We start from the raw sequence: 20,727 nt of genomic DNA on the forward strand, positions 1-20,727 counted from the left end.
CGCTCCTTAGTGCCCATAAGTTCGAGGTTTGGTGTAGTAATCGATGAGTGGTACACACATGTTAGCCAATAGAACGGCAAACGCCACACCATCTGGGAAACCACCCCAACTGCGGATAATGAACACCATAACACCGATGAATGCACCAAATACCAAACGCCCTTTTACGGTTGTTGAAGCTGTAACAGGATCGGTAGCGATAAAGAACGCCCCGAGCATAGTTGCTCCAGATAACAGATGCACTAATGGGGATGCTGTTGTACCCGGTGCGAACAGTGCAGCTAATGTGCTGACCACAACTAAGCTTACTAGAAACGCAGCAGGGATGTGCCAGTTAATCACTCTAAGTCTTAGAAGAATAATACCGCCAGCTAAGTACGCAAGGTTAACCCATTCCCAACCTATACCAGCCAAAGAGCCAAATTGAGGTTGAGCCATAACTTCTGACAGCGTGTGCCCGGCTTTTAGAGACGTTTTTAACGAATCAAGCGGTGTTGCCATTGTCATGCCATCAATACCAGTTCGAATTTGCTGCAGCGACAATCCGTCAGAGTCAAATCCAGTAAAGATCAGTGACAATGAATCACGGAATGAGATGCTATCCGGTGCTAACTGATGCGGTGCTATCCAACTTGTCATCTGTACTGGAAATGAAATCAGCAGAACTACGTAGGCGACCATTGCTGGGTTAAATGGGTTTTGACCCAGTCCACCGTACAGCTGTTTCGCAATGAGAATGGCGAAAATCAGACCAATAAACACTATCCACCAAGGTGACATTGGCGGAATCGCTACTGCCAATAGCCATGCAGTGACGATGGCACTGTGATCTTTTAGTGCAAAATGAGCTGGACGCTTACGCAATTTCATTACCGCTGCTTCAAACGCCAGCGCGACAAGGATTGCAAAAACCAACTGAATTAACGTACCAAAACCGAAGAAATAGGTTTGAGCAAATAAGCCCGGCAGTGCGCATAACGCTACCCACTTCATTAAGTCGGAAGTGCTGCGTTTGATATGTGTATGTGGGGAACTAGCTATAAAGAAAGCCACTAGTTATTCTCCTCGGTATTTTTATTTTGTTGCTCAGCTTTGCGTGCTTTGGCGCGTGCAATGGCTGCCGCTACTGCCGCTTTTTTCGGATCGTCAGAAGTCTCAGCCTCTGCTTGAGCTTCCTCGACAGGAGCGTCTTGCTGAGCCTTACGGGCTTTAGCGCGAGCAATGGCCGCCGCTACTGCCGCTTTTTTCGGATCGTCAGAAGTCTCAGCCTCTGCTTGAGCTTCCTCGACAGGAGCGTCTTGCTGAGCCTTACGGGCTTTAGCGCGAGCAATGGCCGCCGCTACTGCCGCTTTTTTCGGATCGTCAGAAGTCTCAGCCTCTGCTTGAGCTTCCTCGACAGGAGCGTCTTGCTGAGCCTTACGGGCTTTAGCGCGAGCAATGGCCGCCGCTACTGCCGCTTTTTTCGGATCGTCAGAAGTCTCAGCCTCTGCTTGAGCTTCCTCGACAGGAGCGTCTTGCTGAGCCTTACGGGCTTTAGCGCGAGCAATGGCCGCCGCTACTGCCGCTTTTTTCGGATCGTCAGAAGTCTCAGCCTCTGCTTGAGTTTCCTTGACAGGAGCGTCTTGCTGAGCCTTACGTGCTTTGGCTCGTGCGATAGCTTCAGCTACTGCGGCTTTTTTATCATTAGCTGGAGATTCAACCGAGTCTGTTTGCGATTCTTTCTCTAGTTTACGTTCACGAGCCTGGCGTTTGCGCTCTTCACGCAATTTGATCATCTCTGAATTATCAGGTTCGGCTGCGCCAGTTTTCGCCGCTTCAGATTGTTTTGCTTTCGCTTTGGCAATCGCTGCTGCTACCGCTGGTTTAACCGCTGAATCTGTAGCTGATGACTGTTCTTTCTGTGCTTTCACTCTAGCGATGGCTGCCGCAATCGCATTTTCACCATCGCTGGTGGTCATTTCCTGACGACGAGTTTCCGCTGCCACTTTAAAGCGATTCTCTCGTTCCGCTTTATCACGCTCCATACGCTCTTTTTTCTCTTCGAATCGAAGTCGAGCACGTTCAGCTGCATCAGATTCTACCTTGCGGGTGCGAATTTCCGCTTTGGCTTGGCGGTAGTATTGAACTAGTGGAATTTCACTAGGGCAAACGTACGCACAAGCGCCACATTCAATACAGTCTTTTAAATGCAGTTCTTCACACTTGTCCAGCTCTTGCGCTTTTGCATGCCATTGTAGTTGCTGAGGTAATAGTGATGCAGGGCATACTTCGGCACACTGACCACAGCGAATACAAGCCATTTCATAGGCTTGTGGCGCAATTTCTTGGTGAGTTGGCGCAAGAATACAGTTGGAGGTTTTAGTTACAGGTACATTGGCATGTGGCAGAGTAAAGCCCATCATTGGGCCGCCCATGATCAAACGCGGCAGTTTTTTATCTGCTTGATAACCAAATTCATCAAGTAGAGCTTTAACCGGCGTACCAAGTAAGGCCCATACGTTTTTGGGTTTTCTAAAACTGTTACCTGTGAGTGTCACCACGCGACGAATTAATGGTTCACCATCAACTACAGCACGTTTAATGGCTTGCATTGAGCCGACGTTTTGCACCATCAAACCGATGTCAGCAGGGATTCTGCCATTTGGAACTTCAAGATTGGTTAGAATCTTGATCAACTGCTTTTCACCACCTGAAGGGTATTTGGTTGGAATAACCCTAATCACAATGTTTTTATTTAAGGCAGCATTCTTTAGCGCTTCAATCGCCTTTGACTTGTTATCTTCAATACCAATAATGGTCAGTTTTGGTTTAAGAATGTGTTCAACAATACTGATACCTTCAATGATTTCCTGAGCGTTTTCTCTCATCAAAACATCATCAGCGGTGATGTAAGGCTCACATTCGGCAGCGTTAATAATAAGAATGTCGGTACGGGATAAGCCCGATTGAATTTTCTTCGCAGTCGGGAAGCCAGCACCGCCCATACCTGATATTCCAGACTGGCGAATGATTTCAATCAGTTCATCTGGAGAGCATTGTGTGAAGTCTTCAACGCAATTTCTTTCAATCCAGCTGTCCTGACCGTCTGATTCGATGACGATGCAAAGTTCAGCAAGGCCGGAAGGATGCGCTGTTGTTCTTGGCTCGATCGCCTTCACTACACCAGAAGTTGGTGCATGAACTGGCAACATGAATGTTGAAGTGTATTGTGTTAAAGCCTGACCTTTTTTAACAGTGTCACCAACGCTTATCAACAAATCGCCTGGTTTTCCGATGTGTTGTTTAATAGGTAATACAATTTCACTTGGAATGCTTGCTTGAGTTATCCCAGATTGATTCGACTGTTGTTTGTTTTCTGGTGGGTGAATGCCGCCCGGAAAAGACCACAGACTACCCGTTCTAATTTGTTCGATTAATGACAACATATGAATCCTTATTCTCCGCTGCTTTGGTGAGAGGTTGCAGCGTGAGTCACATCAAGGACAGGAATAGCATTGAGCTGCCATTTCCAAGTATCTGTGGTGGTCGCAACAGGGATCATCTCAATACAATCTGTCGGGCAAGGTGCAACACATAAGTCGCATCCCGTGCACTCATCCTTAATAACGGTGTGCAGCGCTTTAGTACCGCCAACAATGGCGTCTACTGGGCACGCCTGAATACACTTGGTGCAACCGATACACATGTCTTCATGGATGAAAGCAACGGTTTTTACTTTGTTATCCAAATCGTGTGCCGACTCTTGAACGTCAACGCCCATTAAGTCTGCGAGTTTTTCTATCGTCTGTTGACCGCCAGGGGGACATTTGTTTATTTGGTCGCCATTCGCAATCGCTTCGGCATAGGGGCGACAACCTGGATAACCACACTGTCCACATTGAGTCTGAGGTAAAATGGCATCAATTTGGTCAACAATCGGGTCTGCTTCAACTTTGAAACGAATAGAAGCAAAGCCCAAAATAGCACCGAATACAGCGGCTAGGACGGCGATAGCGATGACAGCAATTAATATCGTACTCATTACAACTTCACCAATCCGGTAAAGCCCATAAAGGCAAGTGACATTAAACCTGCGGTGATCATTGCGATAGAAGCGCCTTTAAAAGGGGCCGGCACATCCGCAACATGAATGCGCTCACGCATAGAGGCAAACAAAATCAACACCATAGAGAAACCCACCGCTGCGCCGAAACCATAGATGATCGACTGGATGAAATTATGGTTTTCATTGATGTTCAGTAATGCTACACCTAACACTGCACAGTTGGTTGTAATGAGTGGTAGGAATATGCCTAGTAAACGATAAAGTGTTGGGCTAGTTTTGTGCACGACCATTTCGGTGAATTGAACGACTACCGCAATCACGAGAATGAAGCTCATGGTGCGTAAGTATTCAATACCTAAAGGCCTCAGGATATAACTTTCTACAAGATACGAACATACGGAAGCCAAGGTTAAAACGAATGTTGTCGCTAACCCCATGCCAATTGCAGTTTCTAACTTTTTGGATACGCCCATGAAAGGACACAAGCCCAAAAACTTTACCAGTACAAAATTGTTCACCAGCACAGTGCCGACTAACAACAAAAGATATTCGGTCATAATTATGTAATGTCTTCGTTCCGATCTCGGTATTATCATGCTTTGTGTAGCCAATAACAACCAACGAAAGATAAGGTTTTCAATTTCAGAATAAAAAAACGCCCAACTTTACACGCTAGATCGATCTCTTCGAGCTATAGAGTTTGAAACTTTCGTTTATGATGTTCGTTTGTAAGGAATGACGCCTTAATCAGAACGCGTTGATTTATCTTCGCATGCATTCATAGTGTAGTTTATGCTGACGTATATACAGCGTAGGGTTATTTATTGTATTTACAGCAATTTATCTCAAACAACAGCAGGTTTTTATGATCGACAAAATTCGTCAGTTTTTGAAATTTTTAGTTAGGGTGAATCCAAACATTGGTCAGGAAACGGATGGAATAGTGGCTGCGGTTGGTGGGTTGGAAAATATCGTTCATTCGGGCGCGTGTGCCACTAGACTGAGATTACAGCTGAATGATTCAGATTTGGTGGATGCCGATTTCCTGAAATGCAACGGAGCCTTTGGTGTGGTTCGGTTGGACAAGCACAATGTGCAAATCATCTATGGTGTTAAAGCTAACAACTATGCTCAGGAAATTGACGCTAGGCTTCAAGCTCGTTAAATCGACGACGGCATCTATACAATAAAGAGACGGGCATCAGTACTGCCTCTTTAATCTTAACCGTAAGACATAAAAAGATTTTAGATAGTGAACTCGAGGCATAAGCACCACAATTCATTATTGTGAATTACACTTAACATTACATTTAATGTGGATGTGGTGGTGCTATGTCGATAAAAAAAAGATACATCGCTTTATTAGTGTTAGTGAGTATAGGTATCGGTTGGCTAACTTTGGGGGGCAGTGCAGCTATTATGCACTACACCTCAAACACAGAATTTTGCCTTTCTTGTCACTCCATGGACATTCCTTATAAGGAATACCAAGGATCTGTTCACTTCAGTAATGCTACAGGTATTCGAGCAGAATGCTCAGACTGTCATATCCCAACAGATACTATGGGGTACTTGTTCACTAAGATTCGAGCGACCAAAGACATCTACCACGAATTCATTACCAGTAAGATAGATACTGCTGAGAAATATGAAATTCATCGAAAAGATCTCGCTGAGATGGTTTGGCAGCAGTTTCGTGAGAATGATTCAGCGACGTGTCGAACCTGTCATAACGCCGACGCCATGGAACCATTTGCTCAAACCAGAGAAGCAGCAAAAATGCATGCTTACGGAATCGAGCAAAATCAAACCTGTATTGACTGCCATAAGGGCGTTGCTCATTTTGCTCCTGAAGTCGAACTCGATAGTAAAGCATTCGATACTTTGATGGCATTTACTAAACGAACCTCTCCTGATGCAAAAACTGTGTATCCCGTTACGGAAATTGCAATGGCAGATTTGGGTAAGCTGAACCCAACGGCAATGCTAGAAGTGGTTAAATCTAACGGTGAAGAACGTACCGTCACACTCAATGCTTACCAGATGAAAGGTGCTGAACAGGTGCTTTACATGGCACAAGGACAACGCGCCATTGTTGCAACGTTGACAGAAGGAGGGCAACAAGCTCTGCAAGCAGGGGAGTTCAAGGCAGACGAGTATGGCAATGAATGGCGAGCAGTGTCGTTAACAGGGATGATTACTTCTCCTGTTGTTGACTCACTAGACCCTGTTTGGTCATACGCAGAACAGTTAAACAATGTTTACTGTTCAACCTGCCATGCAAAAATACCTTCGAATCACTTTACGGTGAACGCGTGGGGACCGGTGGCGAAAAGTATGGGGGATCGTACTGATATTTCGGGCGAAAACTTAGAAATTCTCACCAAGTTCTTCCAGCACCACGCGAAAGATGTGGTTGGTCACTAAGGATATTAAAGAAGGATAAATATTATGACTAATATGACTCGCCGTAGATTCTTAAAAGGTACAGGTATTACAGCTGGCGCTTTTGCGTGCAGTTCATTCTCCCCCCTTTCTTTAGCTGAGCTTAATGAACGTGGAGGTGGTGTGTTAACAGCCGGACGGATGGGTCCGTTGTTATGTGATGTGCAAGACGGGAGGTTAGTGTCTTCGAAAAATGCTTTAGCCCAAACTATGCCAAATAGTCTTCAACTGACAGGCCCAGACCAAGTGTATACCAAAGCTCGGGTTAAATACCCTATGGTACGTAAAGGCTTCCTTTCAAATCCAAGTTCACCGCAAGGTGTGCGTGGTAGTGATGAGTTTGTGCGAGTTTCTTGGGAGAAAGCGTACAAATTGATCCATGAACAGCATATGCGCATTCGTAAACAATACGGACCAGCTGCCGTATTTGCGGGATCTTATGGCTGGCGTTCGAGTGGGGTGTTACATAAAGCCCAAACATTGTTACAGCGTTACATGAGTATGGCTGGTGGTTATTCAGGGCACCTCGGAGATTACTCTACTGGGGCTGCGCAAGTCATCATGCCTCATGTCATGGGCTCCATTGAGGTGTATGAGCAGCAAACTACCTACCCCGTGATTTTGGAAAGCAGTGAAGTAGTGGTTCTGTGGGGACTAAACCCTGTAAATACGCTGAAAATAGCATGGAGCTCGACAGACTGTGCTGGGCTTGAGTTTTTCCATCAACTGAAACAGTCCGGAAAAACCATTATAGCAATTGATCCAATACGCTCTGAAACCATAGAGTTCTTTGGTGAAAACGCACAATGGATAGCGCCGCATCCCATGACGGATGTGGCAATGATGCTAGGTATCGCTCATACCCTAGTGAAAAAAGGTAAACACGATAAAGCTTTCTTAGAAAAGTACACCACAGGTTTTGAACCGTTTGAAGCTTATTTGATGGGTAAAGAGGATGGTATAGAGAAGTCGTCTCAATGGGCTTCTGATATCTGTGGGGTGTCTGCTGAGCAGCTTGAGCTATTAGCGGATATTTTCATCCAAAATAGAACCATGTTGATGTCAGGATGGGGAATGCAGCGTCAGCAATATGGTGAGCAACGCCACTGGATGATTGCGACGCTGGCTGCCATGCTCGGGCAGATTGGTTTGCCCGGCGGTGGTTTTGGTCTTTCTTACCATTATTCAAACGGCGGTAACCCAACTCGAAATGCAGGCGTACTTCCTGCCATTTCTGCATCATTAGGTGGTGGTTCTTCTGCGGGGAATGACTGGGCCATTTCTGGAGCGATGCAAAGCTTCCCTGTCGCTCGCATTGTGGAAGCTCTGGAAAATCCGGGTAAGATGTACATACACAATGGGCATGAACTTAAATTTCCAAACATCAAAATGATTTGGTGGGCTGGTGGAGCCAACTTCACTCATCATCAAGACACCAATCGGTTGATCAAAGCATGGCAGAAGCCAGAGCTTATCGTCATATCCGAACCATATTGGACGGCTGCCGCGAAGCACGCAGACGTAGTGTTACCAATCACGACTTCGTTTGAGCGGAACGATCTCACTATGACTGGGGATTACAGTAACCAACACTTAGTGCCAATGAAGAAAGTGGTTGAGCCTGAAGGTGAATCTCGAAACGATTTTGATGTTTTTGCCGATATGTCTGAGTTGCTCGCACCGGGTGGTCATGATGTGTATACCGAAGGCAAAACAGAGATGGAATGGCTTTACGGCTTTTATACCGCAGCTCAACAAGGTGGTCGCAGTGCTCGTGTGGCTATGCCGAACTTCAGTAAGTTCTGGCAAGATAACGAACTTATCGAAATGAAATGGAATGAAAAGAATGCCAAGTTTGTTCGCCACGCAGCGTTTCGTGAAGATCCTGTACTCAATCCGTTAGGCACACCTAGCGGAAAAATAGAGATCTACTCCAAAACAATCGAAGGTTACAACCTCAAAGATTGTCCTCCACATCCAACATGGTTGGCTCCGGACGAATATACCGGCAATGCTAAGGATGGAGAGTTACAGCTAATGACCGCGCATGCTGCTCATCGTCTTCACAGCCAATTCAACTATGCAACGATACGTGGCCAGTATGCGATTGCCGATCGGGAACCAATCTGGATACACCCTGACGATGCTATGGTGAGAGATATAAAAACAGGTGATTTAGTACGAGCCTTTAATCAAAGAGGACAAGTGTTGGTTGGTGCTGAAGTAACGGACAGAATCAAACAGGGTTCAGTGTGTATCCACGAAGGGGCATGGCCAGACTTTGATAAGCAATCTGGAATATGCAAAAACGGTGGCTGCAATGTACTGACACTCGATGTACCGTCGTCTCGCTTAGCGAATGGTTGTGCTGCAAACTCAGCATTGGTTCGAATAGAAAAATACACAGGTGAAGTACCAGCCCTCACCGCATTTGATCCTCCGATGATCAGCTAGATTTTTTCTCCAAGTCAGAAACAAAAAAAGACGTCCTAGGACGTCTTTTTTCTTGAATTTGGCTCCCCCTGCAAGACTTGAACTTGCGACATACGGATTAACAGTCCGCCGTTCTACCGACTGAACTAAGGGGGAATTATTTTATGCGGTGCGGATGTTACTCAGAGGGGCGGATAGTGTCAACCTTTACACTCCAAATTTCAGTGAATTTTTATCAAAAAAAACAGTTTACTTTTCTGTACCCCTTATGGGTATTACGCTGGATTTACTTATCCACCAAATTTGTGGATAAGTGTGTTGATGAAACTTGAGCAATCTACTGGTGAGTTATTATTTAAGTGAAAACTCTAAATGTAATCGATTGTATAAAAAGTGTAACTGATTGAATTTTCTTTTATAAAGTATGTTATCCACTGTTTTTTCTCATGCTTTGGGATTAGAGTGGAAAGGTCAGTTTAATGTCAAAATAAAATATTTTGGGGAAAACCAGTGGATTATTTTTTAGGGAAATTAAAGCGATAGAACTCGGTGGGGCAGCGATGTTAACAAACTTTATCAATAGATGCGAATGTTATTTTTCATACGCGATAGATCTGAAACACAAGTTTGATTTGTGAATTTACATTCGTTTCATTGATGGATTTAGTTGAATTGATTGTAGTGTTAAATATCTCTTTTGCTCTATTGGCAATTATGGCTTGCCATGCCGTAAGCCAAGCAGCGACAATAGCTATTATATATAACAGCCTCTAGTCAAAATTGTAGGAAGAATGCGTAATGAGTAAGGCGTTTGAATTGGTATCAGACTATCGTCCATCTGGCGATCAGCCTAAAGCCATAGAACAACTTTTAGAAGGAATTGAGGCAGGATTGGCTCACCAAACACTGTTAGGTGTAACGGGTTCAGGTAAAACGTTTACCCTAGCAAATGTTATCGCTCAGTCTCAGCGACCGACTATATTGCTCGCTCCAAACAAGACTCTTGCCGCTCAGCTTTATGGAGAGATGAAATCCTTCTTCCCAAATAATGCCGTTGAATACTTTGTTTCTTACTATGACTACTACCAGCCAGAAGCATATGTGCCTACTACAGATACTTTCATCGAGAAGGATTCTTCTGTTAACGCCCATATTGAACAAATGCGACTTTCTGCAACCAAAGCGCTGCTGGAACGTAAAGATGCCATTATTGTTGCTTCAGTGTCCGCGATTTATGGTCTGGGAGACCCCGACTCCTATCTGAAAATGATGCTGCACTTGCGTCGAGGTGATGTGATTGATCAACGAGATATGTTGCGTCGACTCGCTGAACTACAATATTCTCGAAATGACGTAGCATTTGAGCGTGGTCAGTTCAGAGTTCGTGGTGAAGTGATTGATATTTTCCCTGCTGAATCTGACCAAGATGCGGTGCGTGTGGAAATGTTTGATGATGAAGTTGATTGTATCAGCTTGTTTGATCCGTTAACTGGCGCGATTAAGCAAAGAGATTTACCTCGTTTTACTGTCTATCCTAAAACTCACTATGTGACGCCACGAGAACGCATTCTTGAAGCGATTGAAAGTATTAAAGTGGAACTCGAGTCACGCCGTAAATACTTGCTTGAGAACAACAAACTACTAGAAGAGCAACGTATTACTCAGAGAACTCAATTCGATATTGAGATGATGAACGAGTTAGGTTTTTGCTCGGGCATTGAAAACTACTCCCGATTTTTGAGTGGCCGTAACGAGGGTGAGCCGCCTCCGACATTGTTTGACTATCTGCCTCACGATGGTTTATTAGTCATTGATGAATCGCACGTTACAGTACCGCAAATAGGTGCGATGTTTAAAGGTGACCGCTCCCGTAAAGAAACTTTAGTGGAGTTTGGCTTCCGTCTTCCTTCTGCGTTGGATAATAGACCGCTAAAATTTGAAGAGTTCGAAGCTCTAGCGCCACAGACGATTTTTGTGTCCGCAACACCAGGCAACTATGAGTTGGAAAAATCTGGCGGAGAAGTGGCTGATCAGGTTGTTCGTCCTACGGGTCTATTAGATCCACAACTTGAAGTACGCCCAGTGACGACTCAGGTCGATGATTTGCTTTCTGAGATCCGTATTCGTTCAGCTAAAGATGAAAGGGTGTTGGTTACTACCTTGACCAAACGTATGGCGGAAGATCTGACTGAATATCTGCATGAGCATGGTGTCAAGGTGAGATATCTGCACTCGGATATCGATACAGTCGAAAGGGTTGAAATTATCCGTGATTTGCGTCTGGGCGAGTTTGATGTTCTGGTCGGTATCAACTTGTTGCGTGAAGGTTTAGACATGCCTGAAGTGTCGCTGGTGGCGATTTTGGATGCTGATAAAGAGGGCTTCTTACGTTCGGAGCGATCATTGATACAGACCATAGGTCGTGCGGCTCGTAACATTGAAGGCAAAGCTATTCTTTATGCTGATAGCATTACTAAATCAATGAAGAAAGCGATGGATGAAACTGATCGTCGTCGCGAGAAACAACACGCCTATAACGAAGCCATGGGGCTTAAACCTCAAGCTCTAAAACGTAATATCAAAGATATTATGGAGATTGGCGATATTGCTAAATCTCGCAAACAGAAATCAAGCAAAGTGGTGGCTCTTTCTAAAGTTGCTGAAGATGCCGCTAACTATGGATCGTTAACGCCACAGCAATTGGATAAAGAGATCAGTAAGCTCGAGGGTCAAATGTACAAATATGCTCAAAACTTAGAGTTTGAGTTGGCCGCGAAAACCCGTGATCAGATTGAAGAATTGAGAAAACAGTTCATCACTAATTCCTAGTTATACCATTCTGGAAAATTTCCTCATCAGTGAATGGGCGTCGATAAGCAAACCCTCCGAGCCACGGATGGCTCGGTGGAGCTTCAGGGACGAATGAATGCGCGTTTGCGTTTGACGCCCATTCGCTGCTCGCCGATGCTTAGTCTGATCATATTTTTATCTAGGATGGTATTATTAGGCGTTAGCAGAACTATAAGATAAAAAAATAGCCAATAGAAATCGGTCTATTGGCTGTAATTTTGTGAATATTGTATTCACTAACAACGTCAGTTGGCTAGGTGACCCGTTAGGGTCATTATGAAATAGGCATTTTTTGTGCCATATATAAAATGCTAGTTTTGTTTAATTCTCATACTAATCGTATGGTTTAGTTATCGTATGTTTGCAAAATGCAACTTCTAATGCAATTATGAAGCAAAATGCAAATAATAAATGGCTAGGCTATGCAACACAATTACACACCACAAAAAGCAAAATACTTATTGATGGTGGAAGATACGGCGTCTGTGGCGGCGTTGTATCGTTCTTACCTCACTCCACTTGAAATAGACATCAATATCGTCGGCACTGGGCGCGAGGCGATTGAAAGCATTGCGGCGCGAGAACCTGATTTAATTCTTCTCGATCTCAGATTACCAGATATGACCGGCATGGACGTATTGCACGAAGTGAAACAAAAGTCTCCCGATGTTCCGGTTATTTTCATGACTGCGCACGGCTCTATTGATACAGCGGTTGAGGCTATGCGTCATGGTGCTCAGGATTTCTTGATTAAGCCTTGTGAAGCTGATCGTTTACGCGTCACAGTGAACAATGCGATTCGTAAAGCCAGTAAGCTTAAGAATGATGTTGATGGTATTAATAACCAAAACTATCAAGGCTTTATTGGCAGTAGTCAAACCATGCAAGCGGTTTACCGGACTATAGACTCAGCAGCGAGCAGTAAAGCGAGTATCTTTATCACTGGAGAAAGTGGTACGGGTAAAGAAGTGTGTGCAGAAGCGATTCATGCAGCGAGCAAACGTGGCGATAAGCCGTTTATTGCTATTAACTGTGCCGCGATTCCCAAAGACCTCATTGAGAGTGAACTATTTGGCCACGTAAAGGGGGCCTTTACGGGGGCTGCTTCAGATCGCCAAGGGGCGGCTGAATTGGCCGACGGTGGCACGCTGTTTCTCGATGAATTGTGCGAAATGGATCTAGAATTGCAGACAAAATTGCTGCGCTTTATTCAGACCGGTACGTTTCAAAAAGTCGGTTCTTCTAAGATGAAAAGCGTGGATGTACGATTTGTTTGCGCTACCAACCGAGATCCATGGAAGGAAGTGCAGGAAGGTCGTTTTAGGGAAGACTTGTATTACCGTCTTTATGTGATTCCTTTGCATCTACCACCTTTACGTGAACGTAGCGATGACGTTATTGAAATCGCTTATTCGCTATTGGGTTATATGTCAAAAGAAGAAGGCAAAGGTTTTGTGCGTTTGTCTCCAGAAGTGGTTGAACGCTTTAAACGCTATGAGTGGCCGGGTAACGTTCGTCAATTGCAGAACGTATTGCGTAACGTTGTGGTACTGAATGATGGTAAAGAAATATCACAAGAGATGTTACCACCGCCATTGAACTTTCCTCAGCAGCGCAATGAACCTGCCGAACAGCCAAACAGCAGTACGATAACGGTACATGAGATATTTCCTCTTTGGATGACAGAAAAGCAAGCTATCGAAAAAGCGATAGAAGCTTGTGATGGCAACATTCCGAAAGCGGCTGGGTATTTGGATGTCAGTCCTTCAACGCTATACAGAAAGCTACAAACGTGGAATGAAAAAGAAAAGGAAAGCAGGTAATGATGGAAGTGTTAAACCAAAGCAAGATAGAGAAACTAGCGAGAGAAATCGGGGAAGATAATGTTCCTTTGCTTGTTGAGATCTTTCTTGGTGAGTTGGTAGCCTATCAGCAAAGTTTAACCAGTAATGAGCTAACGGATAAAACTCAGTACCTTAAAGATATTAGCCATGCGTTAAAAAGTAGCGCTGCTAGCTTTGGCGCCGATAAGCTATGTGCTAAAGCGGTGGATATCGATGCCAAGGCAAAGCTAGGTGAGCATTTTGATGTAAGAATAGAGGCCGCGACTATGGTGGATATTATCAACCAGACTTACGGCTGTTATCAGCAGCTGATCATTAGCAGCCATTGATGATTGTTTATCGCTAGTCGGTGATAAGTCGTTGCTAGCGATAATCATAACCACCAAACTAAATCAGCTGTTTAATTGCTCTTCAATAACCAGACGTAATTTGTCTCGGTCATGACGCCAATCGCGGTTTGGTGATGCTAAATCGCGAGTCACACAATTCCATATTTCCTTTAATTCAGGATGCTCTTTGGGGCCTAAAACCACGTCGATTTTTCGGTTTTTACAAGCTCGCTCACACCATTCCAGTTTTTGTTTTAGGCTCATACGACCAGCAGGACCATACTCAGGTGATAAGTTTTCAATAAATATGACTTTGGCATTTTGGTTATCAAATATGGCTTGACCGATTTTAGGTAAAAGTAAAGGTGGCATAATACTGGTTAGGAAGCTTCCCGGACCTAGAATAATAGCATCGGCCTGAGCAATTGCCTCGACACCTTCGAGTGTTGCTGTCACCTTCGGCTCAAGGTCAAGACGCAACAAATCGTCTTTCATTTCATCTACGCTGGTTTCACCTGTAACCCATTTACCACTTGTTGCCAGTGCTGTGAGATCTGAAGGATGTTCAGACATAGGGATGATGTTTACATCGACTTTGAGCATGGCTCGGATAAGGTTGATGGCATCCAGAGGGCGAACCGATAAGTTATCTAGTGCCGTCAACATTAGGTTACCTAGGTTATGACCATCCAGTTCACCGCTACCTTTGAAGCGGTATTCAAACATCATTGAGCTAATTGAAGGATCGGTAATGAGCTGGTTGATACAGTTGCGAGTATCGCCCCAAGCAATACCACCTTGGCAGTTACGGATACGTCCCGTTGAACCACCGTTGTCAGTTGTTGTAACAATGCCTGTAGCGTTAGATCCGAAATGTTTCAACGCTGCCAAAATACGTCCTAGCCCGTGACCGCCGCCTATCGCAACCACTTTTTTGTCTTGATATAAATTCATAATTTTTTGTTCTTCTAATATTTGATATACCCAAGTTCGCAAGTAGAGTTTGTTGAGTGCGTAGAAGTCCTATCACAACGTCAATTCGCTTGGGTATACTAGAATGTATAGGATATATAAAACGACTTATACTTATTTAGAGGTAAATTAGGATATTGGTTTTTTTTTGTAACTGATTTACTAGAAAGATGAAGCGTTTTTCAGTATTTTACAGCCAGTAGTCGCTGATTAGAAAAGTCTCCAACTTACTAACCGGCTGCCATAACTCCGAGCTTCTTCATCTAAGTCTCTGTTTATTATTAGTGATATGATGAAAAAGCCAGTGGCATGTTGTCACAAGGGCATAAGTGGAAATGCTTGTGCCTCCCGTATTTGGAAAGGTGTTCCTTGGCGCAACAATTCGAAGATAAATTCCGGCGTAAATTTTATTATTTGCGCCTATCAGTTACCGATGTATGTAACTTCAAATGTACGTACTGCCTGCCTGATGGTTATAAACCTTCGGGGAGCAAAAATTCGTCTTTTCTAACTCTTCCAGAAATTCATCGCGTAGTGAACGCATTTGCCGATTGCGGTACATCTAAGATCCGTATCACTGGTGGTGAGCCGACGTTACGCAAAGATTTTACCGATATTATCCGTGTCATCGCTGACAACTCGAACATTCAAAAAATTGCTACGACAACCAATGGCTATCGAATGGAAAGAGGTGTTGCGGAATGGAAGGAAGCGGGACTGACTCACATCAATGTCAGCGTTGATAGCTTAGACCCAAGGATGTTCCATCAAATCACTGGTGAAAACCGATTTCATCAAGTGATGTCTGGAATTGACCGCGCATTCGAGGTGGGCTACAAGCAAGTTAAAGTGAATGTGGTTTTGATGAAAGATCGTAACCACCACGAACTTCCGTTGTTTCTCAACTGGATAAAGCATCGTCCAATCCAATTGCGTTTTATTGAACTGATGCAAACGGGGGAAATGGATGACTTGTTTACCAAACATCATATTTCTGGAGTCACGATTCGAAACCAACTGATTGCTAATGGTTGGATTCTAAAGGTGAGAGAGAACAATGATGGCCCAGCACAGGTTTTTGTTCATCCAGATTATCAGGGTGAAATCGGTCTTATCATGCCGTACGAAAAGAATTTCTGTGACAGCTGTAACCGTTTAAGAGTGTCCGCGCTTGGCAAGCTTCATCTCTGTCTTTTTGGTGAGCAAGGTATTGAACTAAGAGATTTGATGCAGGAGGACGCTCAGGAAGCTGAGTTAATCTCACGTATTCAAATGCAGTTGCAGAACAAATCTGTCAGCCATTTTCTTCAGGAAGGAAATACCGGGATGACGCCGCATTTAGCGTCTATTGGCGGATAAATCTATTAACAAGTAAAAATCTATCGCGAAAGCATAAGGCGTTCGTGACGAATTAAATTATTACACTAGAACATTACATTAGGGTGAGCAAATGGGTCACGCAGAAAGCAAATTTCAGCCAGCGAATATCGCAGTTCTAACCGTTTCAGATACACGTACCGAAGAAAATGATACTTCAGGTCGTTACCTTGCCGAGCAACTCCAAGAAGCTGGCCACCACCTAGCTGACAAGCAAATCGTAATTGATGATATGTACAAAATCCGTGCGGTAGTGTCGCAGTGGATTGCTGATGAAAAAGTTCAAGCAGTATTAATTACTGGTGGCACAGGTTTCACTTCTCGTGACAGTACTCCTGAAGCACTAAAGCCCCTGTTTGATAAAGAAGTTGAAGGTTTCGGTGAATTGTTCCGTATCGTTTCTTATGAAGAAATTGGTACTTCTACCATTCAATCTCGAGCGGTAGCTGGGTTTGCAAATCATACCGTTATTTTTGCTATGCCAGGCTCGACTGGTGCATGTCGTACCGGTTGGACAAAAATCATTAAACAACAATTAGATGCTAGCCATCGCCCATGTAACTTTATGCCGCATCTGTAAGAGTGAACAACGATGACTCAATTCACTCATATCAATGCTTCTGGTGAAGCAAACATGGTTGATGTTTCTGCTAAAGCGGAAACAGTAAGAGAAGCGCGGGCAGAAGCTTTTGTTCATATGGCACCAGAAACGCTACAACTGATTGTTTCTGGTCAGCATCACAAAGGTGATGTGTTTGCTACAGCGCGTATTGCTGGTATTCAAGCCGCAAAGAAAACATGGGATTTAATTCCACTTTGTCACCCGCTGTTACTATCTAAAGTGGAAGTACAGCTTGAAGCGATAGAGTCGGAAAACAAAGTTCGTATTGAGTCTGTATGTAAACTTGCTGGTAAAACTGGCGTTGAAATGGAAGCATTAACGGCGGCCTCTGTTGCTGCGCTGACTATCTACGATATGTGTAAAGCTGTGCAGAAAGACATGGTGATTGGGCAAATTCGTTTGTTAGAAAAGACGGGCGGTAAATCGGGTCATTTTAAGGTAGATGTATGATTAAAGTGTTGTTTTTTGCCCAAACAAGAGAGCTGGTAGACTGTGATGGTCTGTCGTTAGAGCATGAGTTTGAATCAGTAGAAGATCTACGTGCTCAACTTGCCTCTCAGTCTGACAAATGGGCTTTGGCTCTGGAGGCTGGGAAATTGCTTGCTGCGGTTAATCAGTCCATAGTACCGATGGACTTTCAACTGACCGATGGTGATGAAGTCGCATTCTTCCCACCAGTGACAGGAGGTTAATATGAGCGCTTATGTTTCAGTTCAGCTAGAAGACTTTTCTGTTGCACAGGAGTATGGGGCTCTTTCTTCAGGTACAGATGCTGGAGCCGTGGTGACTTTCATTGGCAAAGTGCGTGACATGAACTTAGGTGATCATGTCACTGGGTTGCATTTAGAACATTACCCAGGCATGACGGAAAAATCGCTCAGTGAGATTTGCGAAGAGGCGAAATCACGCTGGCCGTTACTTCAACTGCGCTTGATTCACCGAATTGGTGATCTCGATATTGGTGACCAAGTGGTATTTGTTGGTGTGAGTAGCGTTCATCGCTCCGCTTCATTTGAAGCTTGCGAATTTGTAATGGATTATTTAAAGACCAAAGCACCATTCTGGAAGAAAGAACGAACTGACGATGGTACTCGCTGGATTGACTCCCGTGAATCGGATGCAAAAGCTGCGCTTCGTTGGGCTAAGTAGTGCTTTCGGGCTATTGAAGTTGTTTCAAAGTTACGATCAATCGATGTTATTTACTGTAATAGTTAAAAACTATCAAAATAATTGGTGATTTCCATTTAGTAAAATCAAGAAATTAGTCAACACTTAGAGTATTAGCCCCCTTTACGTAAAAAGGAATCTAAGGAGACTGAAATGGATTCACTAAAAGTAAAAGATTATATGACCGTAAAAGCGGTGACCTTTACTCCTGATATGTCTTTGTCTGCTGCATTAGATAAAGTGATGCGTTCAGATCACTTGGGTGGACCTGTAATAGATGACAAAGAGCGTGTGATAGGCTTTCTTTCTGAACAAGATTTGCTCGATAAGCTCGTCAAAGTAAGTTATTTCTGCCAAGACACTCATATAGTGAGTGACTGTATGCATCAAGAGGTACTTTCTGTATCGCCAGAAATGTCGGTCATAGAACTTGCTGATTTGATGAAGGTAGGAAAACCCAAAGTTTATCCAGTAGTGGATAACGGTAAGCTAGTGGGAATCATCACCCGACGTGATGTATTACGAGCCATTGGTAAAAACTTGGCGAATTGCTTTAAACATCCTGTATAGACATTACTGCTAGTTTTACAAGTTGAAGTCAATCACTCAAGGCACAGATACCAACTGTGCCTTTTTTTATTTTTCGATTTTAATGTGATCGAAAAATAGCCTATATTGATATTTAGTGTGATTTTGATCACTTTTATGTGAAACATAAATTATTATTGCTTTCATTGGTGTGATTTTTATCACTCTATAACTTTCTGTAGTAAGCTAAAGTTGTGCTGTACCTAATTACATTTATGAGCTGAATAAGCCGCATGAAGGAGCAACCTATGTCTCAAGCAGTATTCCACCTTGGTGTTACCGAAGCTGATCTTAATGGCGCAACTTTAGCGATCATTCCAGGTGATCCAGCACGAGTACAAAAAATTGCAGAACTAATGGATAACCCTGTATTTCTTGCAAGCCACCGTGAATACACGCTATATCGAGCAGAGCTAGACGGAAAATCAGTGGTAGTTTGTTCTACTGGTATCGGTGGTCCTTCAACTTCTATTGCTGTAGAAGAGTTAGCACAATTAGGTGTACGCAGTTTCTTGCGTGTTGGCACGACGGGGGCTATTCAGCCACATGTCAATGTTGGTGATATGATCGTGACGACTGGTTCTGTTCGCCTAGATGGTGCAAGTCTGCATTTTGCTCCAATGGAATTCCCTGCAGTACCAGACTTTGATGTTGCCATTGCGATGAAAAAAGCGGCTGAAGAGAGTGGCGCTACTGTTCACATGGGCATTACGGCTTCAAGTGATACTTTCTACCCAGGTCAAGAGCGTTATGACACGTTCACAGGTCGTGTAGTTAAGCGTTTCCAAGGCTCAATGAAAGAGTGGCAAGAAATGGGCGTGTTGAACTTTGAAATGGAATCAGCAACGCTACTAACCATGTGTGCAAGTTCTGGTTTGAAAGCGGGCTGTGTCGCTGGTGTTATCATCAACCGCACTCAAAAAGAAATTCCAGATCACGCAACGCTTAAAGAGACAGAAGCTCGTTCAATTAAAGTTGTAGTAGAAGCTGCTCGCCAGATGCTTTGATTCTCGTTGTGTTAACAATTATAACACCTATTAGATAAGCTCTGAATTGTAGAACGCCATACTTTTGCAGTATGGCGTTTTCGTACATCAAGCAACGATAAGTTTTGGCAAAGGGATGTAGAGGCTTTCACTTACATCTGCCAACATTTGGTCGTAAACATGGGCAATGCTTAGCGAGACATCTGAAGTTAGTTGATACAACTGCTCTTGAGATATATCGAAAGTAGGATTTTCATGCAATTCACTTAGCAGATGCATTGCTTTAGAGCACGCTGGAGATGCAATTGAAAGCGGGCTAATCAACGCGAGTTGGTTGAGTTTACGACGTAATAAATCACAGTAATGACGTAAACGTGAAGAACCGTCTTGAGTATACATATCTTCAATCGCAATTCGTAATTGTGTCAAAGTATCCATCGAATCGATCACTTGTTGCCAATTTATGTGGTACTCATTGCTTAAATCTTCTCGGTTTGATTCTACTAACCAAGCCAGCATGACCTCATCCATCAAAAACATGCAGTGGCGGATGGCCTTGCCATGCATCATTTGGTTGCGAGAAACGCTTCTGTCCTGCCAGTTATTCATTAACGCTTTTAGTTTAAGCTGTAGCACTCGATACATGGGTTTGTTATCGAAGTGCGAGGTTGAGATCAGGTGGTTCGATTTTTCATGCAGCAAATCTTGTAAATGGTTTAGTTCTGCATCTCTCTTCTCACCAAACATCAGTGCATGGTGAGTCGCGTTACGGTGTTGTCGACTTAGATATAACAGTTGACGTAGATCGATGAGAAGCTCGTATTTACGCTGCAAAGTCGATTCTCTTTGCTTTGAATAGAAGAACATCAAACCAAGTATGCCGATTGAGATCAGCATTGAGACAATGACAAACATAACCAACTCCTTGTGTACCTTGATAGTGGAAGCCAATGCTTCGACCAGTGAAGGGATATTATTATTTATGGAAGGAATTGCAGTTTTAATGCCAAGCATTAAGTTTTATGAAATCAATTAGTTAGATTTTTATTGAATAAAATAATGCACTGCA

General features: G+C 43.7%; 19 protein-coding genes, 1 tRNA gene and 1 riboswitch. Of the genes, 13 read left to right on the top strand and 7 right to left on the bottom strand.

The genetic code is table 11. The annotated features are described in order from the left end of the window. Positions 1-6: 6 nt before the first annotated feature. Genes rsxD through rsxA form a run of 4 tightly spaced genes read right to left on the bottom strand, consistent with a single transcriptional unit; the run spans position 7 to position 4,602 of the window. Complete coding sequence (rsxD, locus tag G5S32_RS04205) at positions 7-1,053, bottom strand: electron transport complex subunit RsxD (protein ID WP_165310634.1); 1,047 nt, start codon at positions 1,051-1,053, stop codon at positions 7-9. Beyond that, the gene (gene rsxC / locus G5S32_RS04210; RefSeq protein WP_165310635.1) at positions 1,053-3,425 is read right to left on the bottom strand and encodes an electron transport complex subunit RsxC; all 2,373 of its coding nucleotides are present in this window, start codon (positions 3,423-3,425) and stop codon (positions 1,053-1,055) included. Before rsxC ends, rsxD begins: the two co-directional genes overlap by 1 nt. 8 nt (positions 3,426-3,433) lie before the next feature. Then, positions 3,434-4,021 carry an electron transport complex subunit RsxB gene (gene rsxB / locus G5S32_RS04215; RefSeq protein WP_165310636.1) on the bottom strand — a complete coding sequence of 196 codons (588 nt, stop codon included), beginning with the start codon at positions 4,019-4,021 and terminating at the stop codon, positions 3,434-3,436. Then, positions 4,021-4,602, bottom strand: a complete 582-nt coding sequence (gene rsxA, locus G5S32_RS04220) for an electron transport complex subunit RsxA (RefSeq protein ID WP_165310637.1) — start codon at positions 4,600-4,602, stop codon at positions 4,021-4,023. Before rsxA ends, rsxB begins: the two co-directional genes overlap by 1 nt. Before the next feature lie 308 nt (positions 4,603-4,910). Between rsxA and G5S32_RS04225 the strand changes: the two genes are divergently transcribed. The 3 genes from G5S32_RS04225 to G5S32_RS04235 all read left to right on the top strand — a co-directional run bounded on the left by G5S32_RS04225 (position 4,911) and on the right by G5S32_RS04235 (position 8,944). Beyond that, positions 4,911-5,210, top strand: coding sequence for a PTS sugar transporter subunit IIB (locus tag G5S32_RS04225; protein ID WP_165310638.1), 300 nt, complete (start codon positions 4,911-4,913; stop codon positions 5,208-5,210). 167 nt (positions 5,211-5,377) lie between these two features. Then, entirely contained in the window at positions 5,378-6,472 is a 1,095-nt protein-coding gene (locus G5S32_RS04230) for a NapC/NirT family cytochrome c (RefSeq protein WP_165310639.1), read from the top strand. 24 nt (positions 6,473-6,496) lie between these two features. Continuing rightward, positions 6,497-8,944, top strand: a complete 2,448-nt coding sequence (locus G5S32_RS04235) for a molybdopterin guanine dinucleotide-containing S/N-oxide reductase (RefSeq protein ID WP_165310641.1) — start codon at positions 6,497-6,499, stop codon at positions 8,942-8,944. Between the two features lie 59 nt (positions 8,945-9,003). Here G5S32_RS04235 and G5S32_RS04240 read toward each other — a convergent pair. Then, a tRNA-Asn gene (locus G5S32_RS04240) sits at positions 9,004-9,079 on the bottom strand. A gap of 642 nt (positions 9,080-9,721) precedes the next feature. Here G5S32_RS04240 and uvrB point away from each other — a divergent pair. The 3 genes from uvrB to luxU all read left to right on the top strand — a co-directional run bounded on the left by uvrB (position 9,722) and on the right by luxU (position 13,946). Continuing rightward, entirely contained in the window at positions 9,722-11,752 is a 2,031-nt protein-coding gene (gene uvrB, locus G5S32_RS04245) for an excinuclease ABC subunit UvrB (RefSeq protein ID WP_165310643.1), read from the top strand. Positions 11,753-12,195: 443 nt separating this feature from the next. Further along, a complete protein-coding gene (gene luxO / locus G5S32_RS04250; RefSeq protein WP_165310645.1) occupies positions 12,196-13,596 on the top strand; it encodes a quorum-sensing sigma-54 dependent transcriptional regulator LuxO in 1,401 nt (466 codons plus the stop codon). Then, a complete protein-coding gene (luxU, locus tag G5S32_RS04255) occupies positions 13,596-13,946 on the top strand; it encodes a quorum-sensing phosphorelay protein LuxU (protein ID WP_165310647.1) in 351 nt (116 codons plus the stop codon). Before luxO ends, luxU begins: the two co-directional genes overlap by 1 nt. Before the next feature lie 63 nt (positions 13,947-14,009). Here luxU and G5S32_RS04260 read toward each other — a convergent pair whose 3' ends face one another. Beyond that, complete coding sequence (locus G5S32_RS04260) at positions 14,010-14,900, bottom strand: YvcK family protein (RefSeq protein ID WP_165310649.1); 891 nt, start codon at positions 14,898-14,900, stop codon at positions 14,010-14,012. A gap of 253 nt (positions 14,901-15,153) precedes the next feature. Next, a riboswitch (molybdenum cofactor riboswitch) is annotated at positions 15,154-15,300 on the top strand. Here G5S32_RS04260 and moaA point away from each other — a divergent pair. The 7 genes from moaA (at position 15,288) to udp (ending at position 19,679) form a co-directional block, all read left to right on the top strand. Then, positions 15,288-16,277 (top strand): GTP 3',8-cyclase MoaA, encoded by a 990-nt coding sequence (moaA, locus tag G5S32_RS04265; protein ID WP_165310651.1) that lies wholly within the window; start codon positions 15,288-15,290, stop codon positions 16,275-16,277. (Overlaps the previous riboswitch by 13 nt.) Positions 16,278-16,368: 91 nt before the next feature. Next, positions 16,369-16,875, top strand: coding sequence for a molybdenum cofactor biosynthesis protein B (gene moaB / locus G5S32_RS04270; protein ID WP_165310653.1), 507 nt, complete (start codon positions 16,369-16,371; stop codon positions 16,873-16,875). 12 nt (positions 16,876-16,887) lie between these two features. Then, positions 16,888-17,367 carry a cyclic pyranopterin monophosphate synthase MoaC gene (gene moaC / locus G5S32_RS04275; protein ID WP_102962741.1) on the top strand — a complete coding sequence of 160 codons (480 nt, stop codon included), beginning with the start codon at positions 16,888-16,890 and terminating at the stop codon, positions 17,365-17,367. Beyond that, positions 17,364-17,609: a molybdopterin synthase sulfur carrier subunit gene (moaD, locus tag G5S32_RS04280; RefSeq protein WP_165310655.1), complete on the top strand. Its 246-nt coding sequence runs from the start codon at positions 17,364-17,366 to the stop codon at positions 17,607-17,609. The genes moaC and moaD overlap by 4 nt, the downstream gene beginning before the upstream one ends. 1 nt (position 17,610) lies before the next feature. Beyond that, the gene (gene moaE / locus G5S32_RS04285) at positions 17,611-18,066 is read left to right on the top strand and encodes a molybdopterin synthase catalytic subunit MoaE (protein ID WP_165310657.1); all 456 of its coding nucleotides are present in this window, start codon (positions 17,611-17,613) and stop codon (positions 18,064-18,066) included. Between the two features lie 171 nt (positions 18,067-18,237). Then, positions 18,238-18,654 (top strand): CBS domain-containing protein, encoded by a 417-nt coding sequence (locus G5S32_RS04290; protein ID WP_165310659.1) that lies wholly within the window; start codon positions 18,238-18,240, stop codon positions 18,652-18,654. 266 nt (positions 18,655-18,920) lie between these two features. After that, complete coding sequence (gene udp, locus G5S32_RS04295) at positions 18,921-19,679, top strand: uridine phosphorylase (protein ID WP_165310661.1); 759 nt, start codon at positions 18,921-18,923, stop codon at positions 19,677-19,679. 87 nt (positions 19,680-19,766) lie between these two features. Here udp and G5S32_RS04300 read toward each other — a convergent pair whose 3' ends face one another. After that, a complete protein-coding gene (locus G5S32_RS04300) occupies positions 19,767-20,573 on the bottom strand; it encodes a hypothetical protein (protein WP_165310663.1) in 807 nt (268 codons plus the stop codon). Between the last annotated feature and the right edge of the window lie 154 nt (positions 20,574-20,727).

The sequence above is a fragment of the Vibrio ziniensis genome (assembly GCF_011064285.1).
Lineage (GTDB): Bacteria > Pseudomonadota > Gammaproteobacteria > Enterobacterales > Vibrionaceae > Vibrio > Vibrio ziniensis.

Coding starts and splice junctions, on each gene's coding strand:
- luxO (WP_165310645.1), top strand. CDS start 12,196: ATGCAACACAATTACACACCACAAAAAGCAAAATACTTATTGATGGTG.
- rsxB (WP_165310636.1), bottom strand. CDS start 4,021: ATGAGTACGATATTAATTGCTGTCATCGCTATCGCCGTCCTAGCCGCT.
- luxU (WP_165310647.1), top strand. CDS start 13,596: ATGATGGAAGTGTTAAACCAAAGCAAGATAGAGAAACTAGCGAGAGAA.
- moaC (WP_102962741.1), top strand. CDS start 16,888: ATGACTCAATTCACTCATATCAATGCTTCTGGTGAAGCAAACATGGTT.
- uvrB (WP_165310643.1), top strand. CDS start 9,722: ATGAGTAAGGCGTTTGAATTGGTATCAGACTATCGTCCATCTGGCGAT.
- G5S32_RS04225 (WP_165310638.1), top strand. CDS start 4,911: ATGATCGACAAAATTCGTCAGTTTTTGAAATTTTTAGTTAGGGTGAAT.
- G5S32_RS04260 (WP_165310649.1), bottom strand. CDS start 14,900: ATGAATTTATATCAAGACAAAAAAGTGGTTGCGATAGGCGGCGGTCAC.
- moaE (WP_165310657.1), top strand. CDS start 17,611: ATGAGCGCTTATGTTTCAGTTCAGCTAGAAGACTTTTCTGTTGCACAG.
- G5S32_RS04235 (WP_165310641.1), top strand. CDS start 6,497: ATGACTAATATGACTCGCCGTAGATTCTTAAAAGGTACAGGTATTACA.
- rsxC (WP_165310635.1), bottom strand. CDS start 3,425: ATGTTGTCATTAATCGAACAAATTAGAACGGGTAGTCTGTGGTCTTTT.
- rsxA (WP_165310637.1), bottom strand. CDS start 4,602: ATGACCGAATATCTTTTGTTGTTAGTCGGCACTGTGCTGGTGAACAAT.
- G5S32_RS04300 (WP_165310663.1), bottom strand. CDS start 20,573: ATGTTTGTCATTGTCTCAATGCTGATCTCAATCGGCATACTTGGTTTG.
- G5S32_RS04230 (WP_165310639.1), top strand. CDS start 5,378: ATGTCGATAAAAAAAAGATACATCGCTTTATTAGTGTTAGTGAGTATA.
- G5S32_RS04290 (WP_165310659.1), top strand. CDS start 18,238: ATGGATTCACTAAAAGTAAAAGATTATATGACCGTAAAAGCGGTGACC.
- moaD (WP_165310655.1), top strand. CDS start 17,364: ATGATTAAAGTGTTGTTTTTTGCCCAAACAAGAGAGCTGGTAGACTGT.
- moaB (WP_165310653.1), top strand. CDS start 16,369: ATGGGTCACGCAGAAAGCAAATTTCAGCCAGCGAATATCGCAGTTCTA.
- udp (WP_165310661.1), top strand. CDS start 18,921: ATGTCTCAAGCAGTATTCCACCTTGGTGTTACCGAAGCTGATCTTAAT.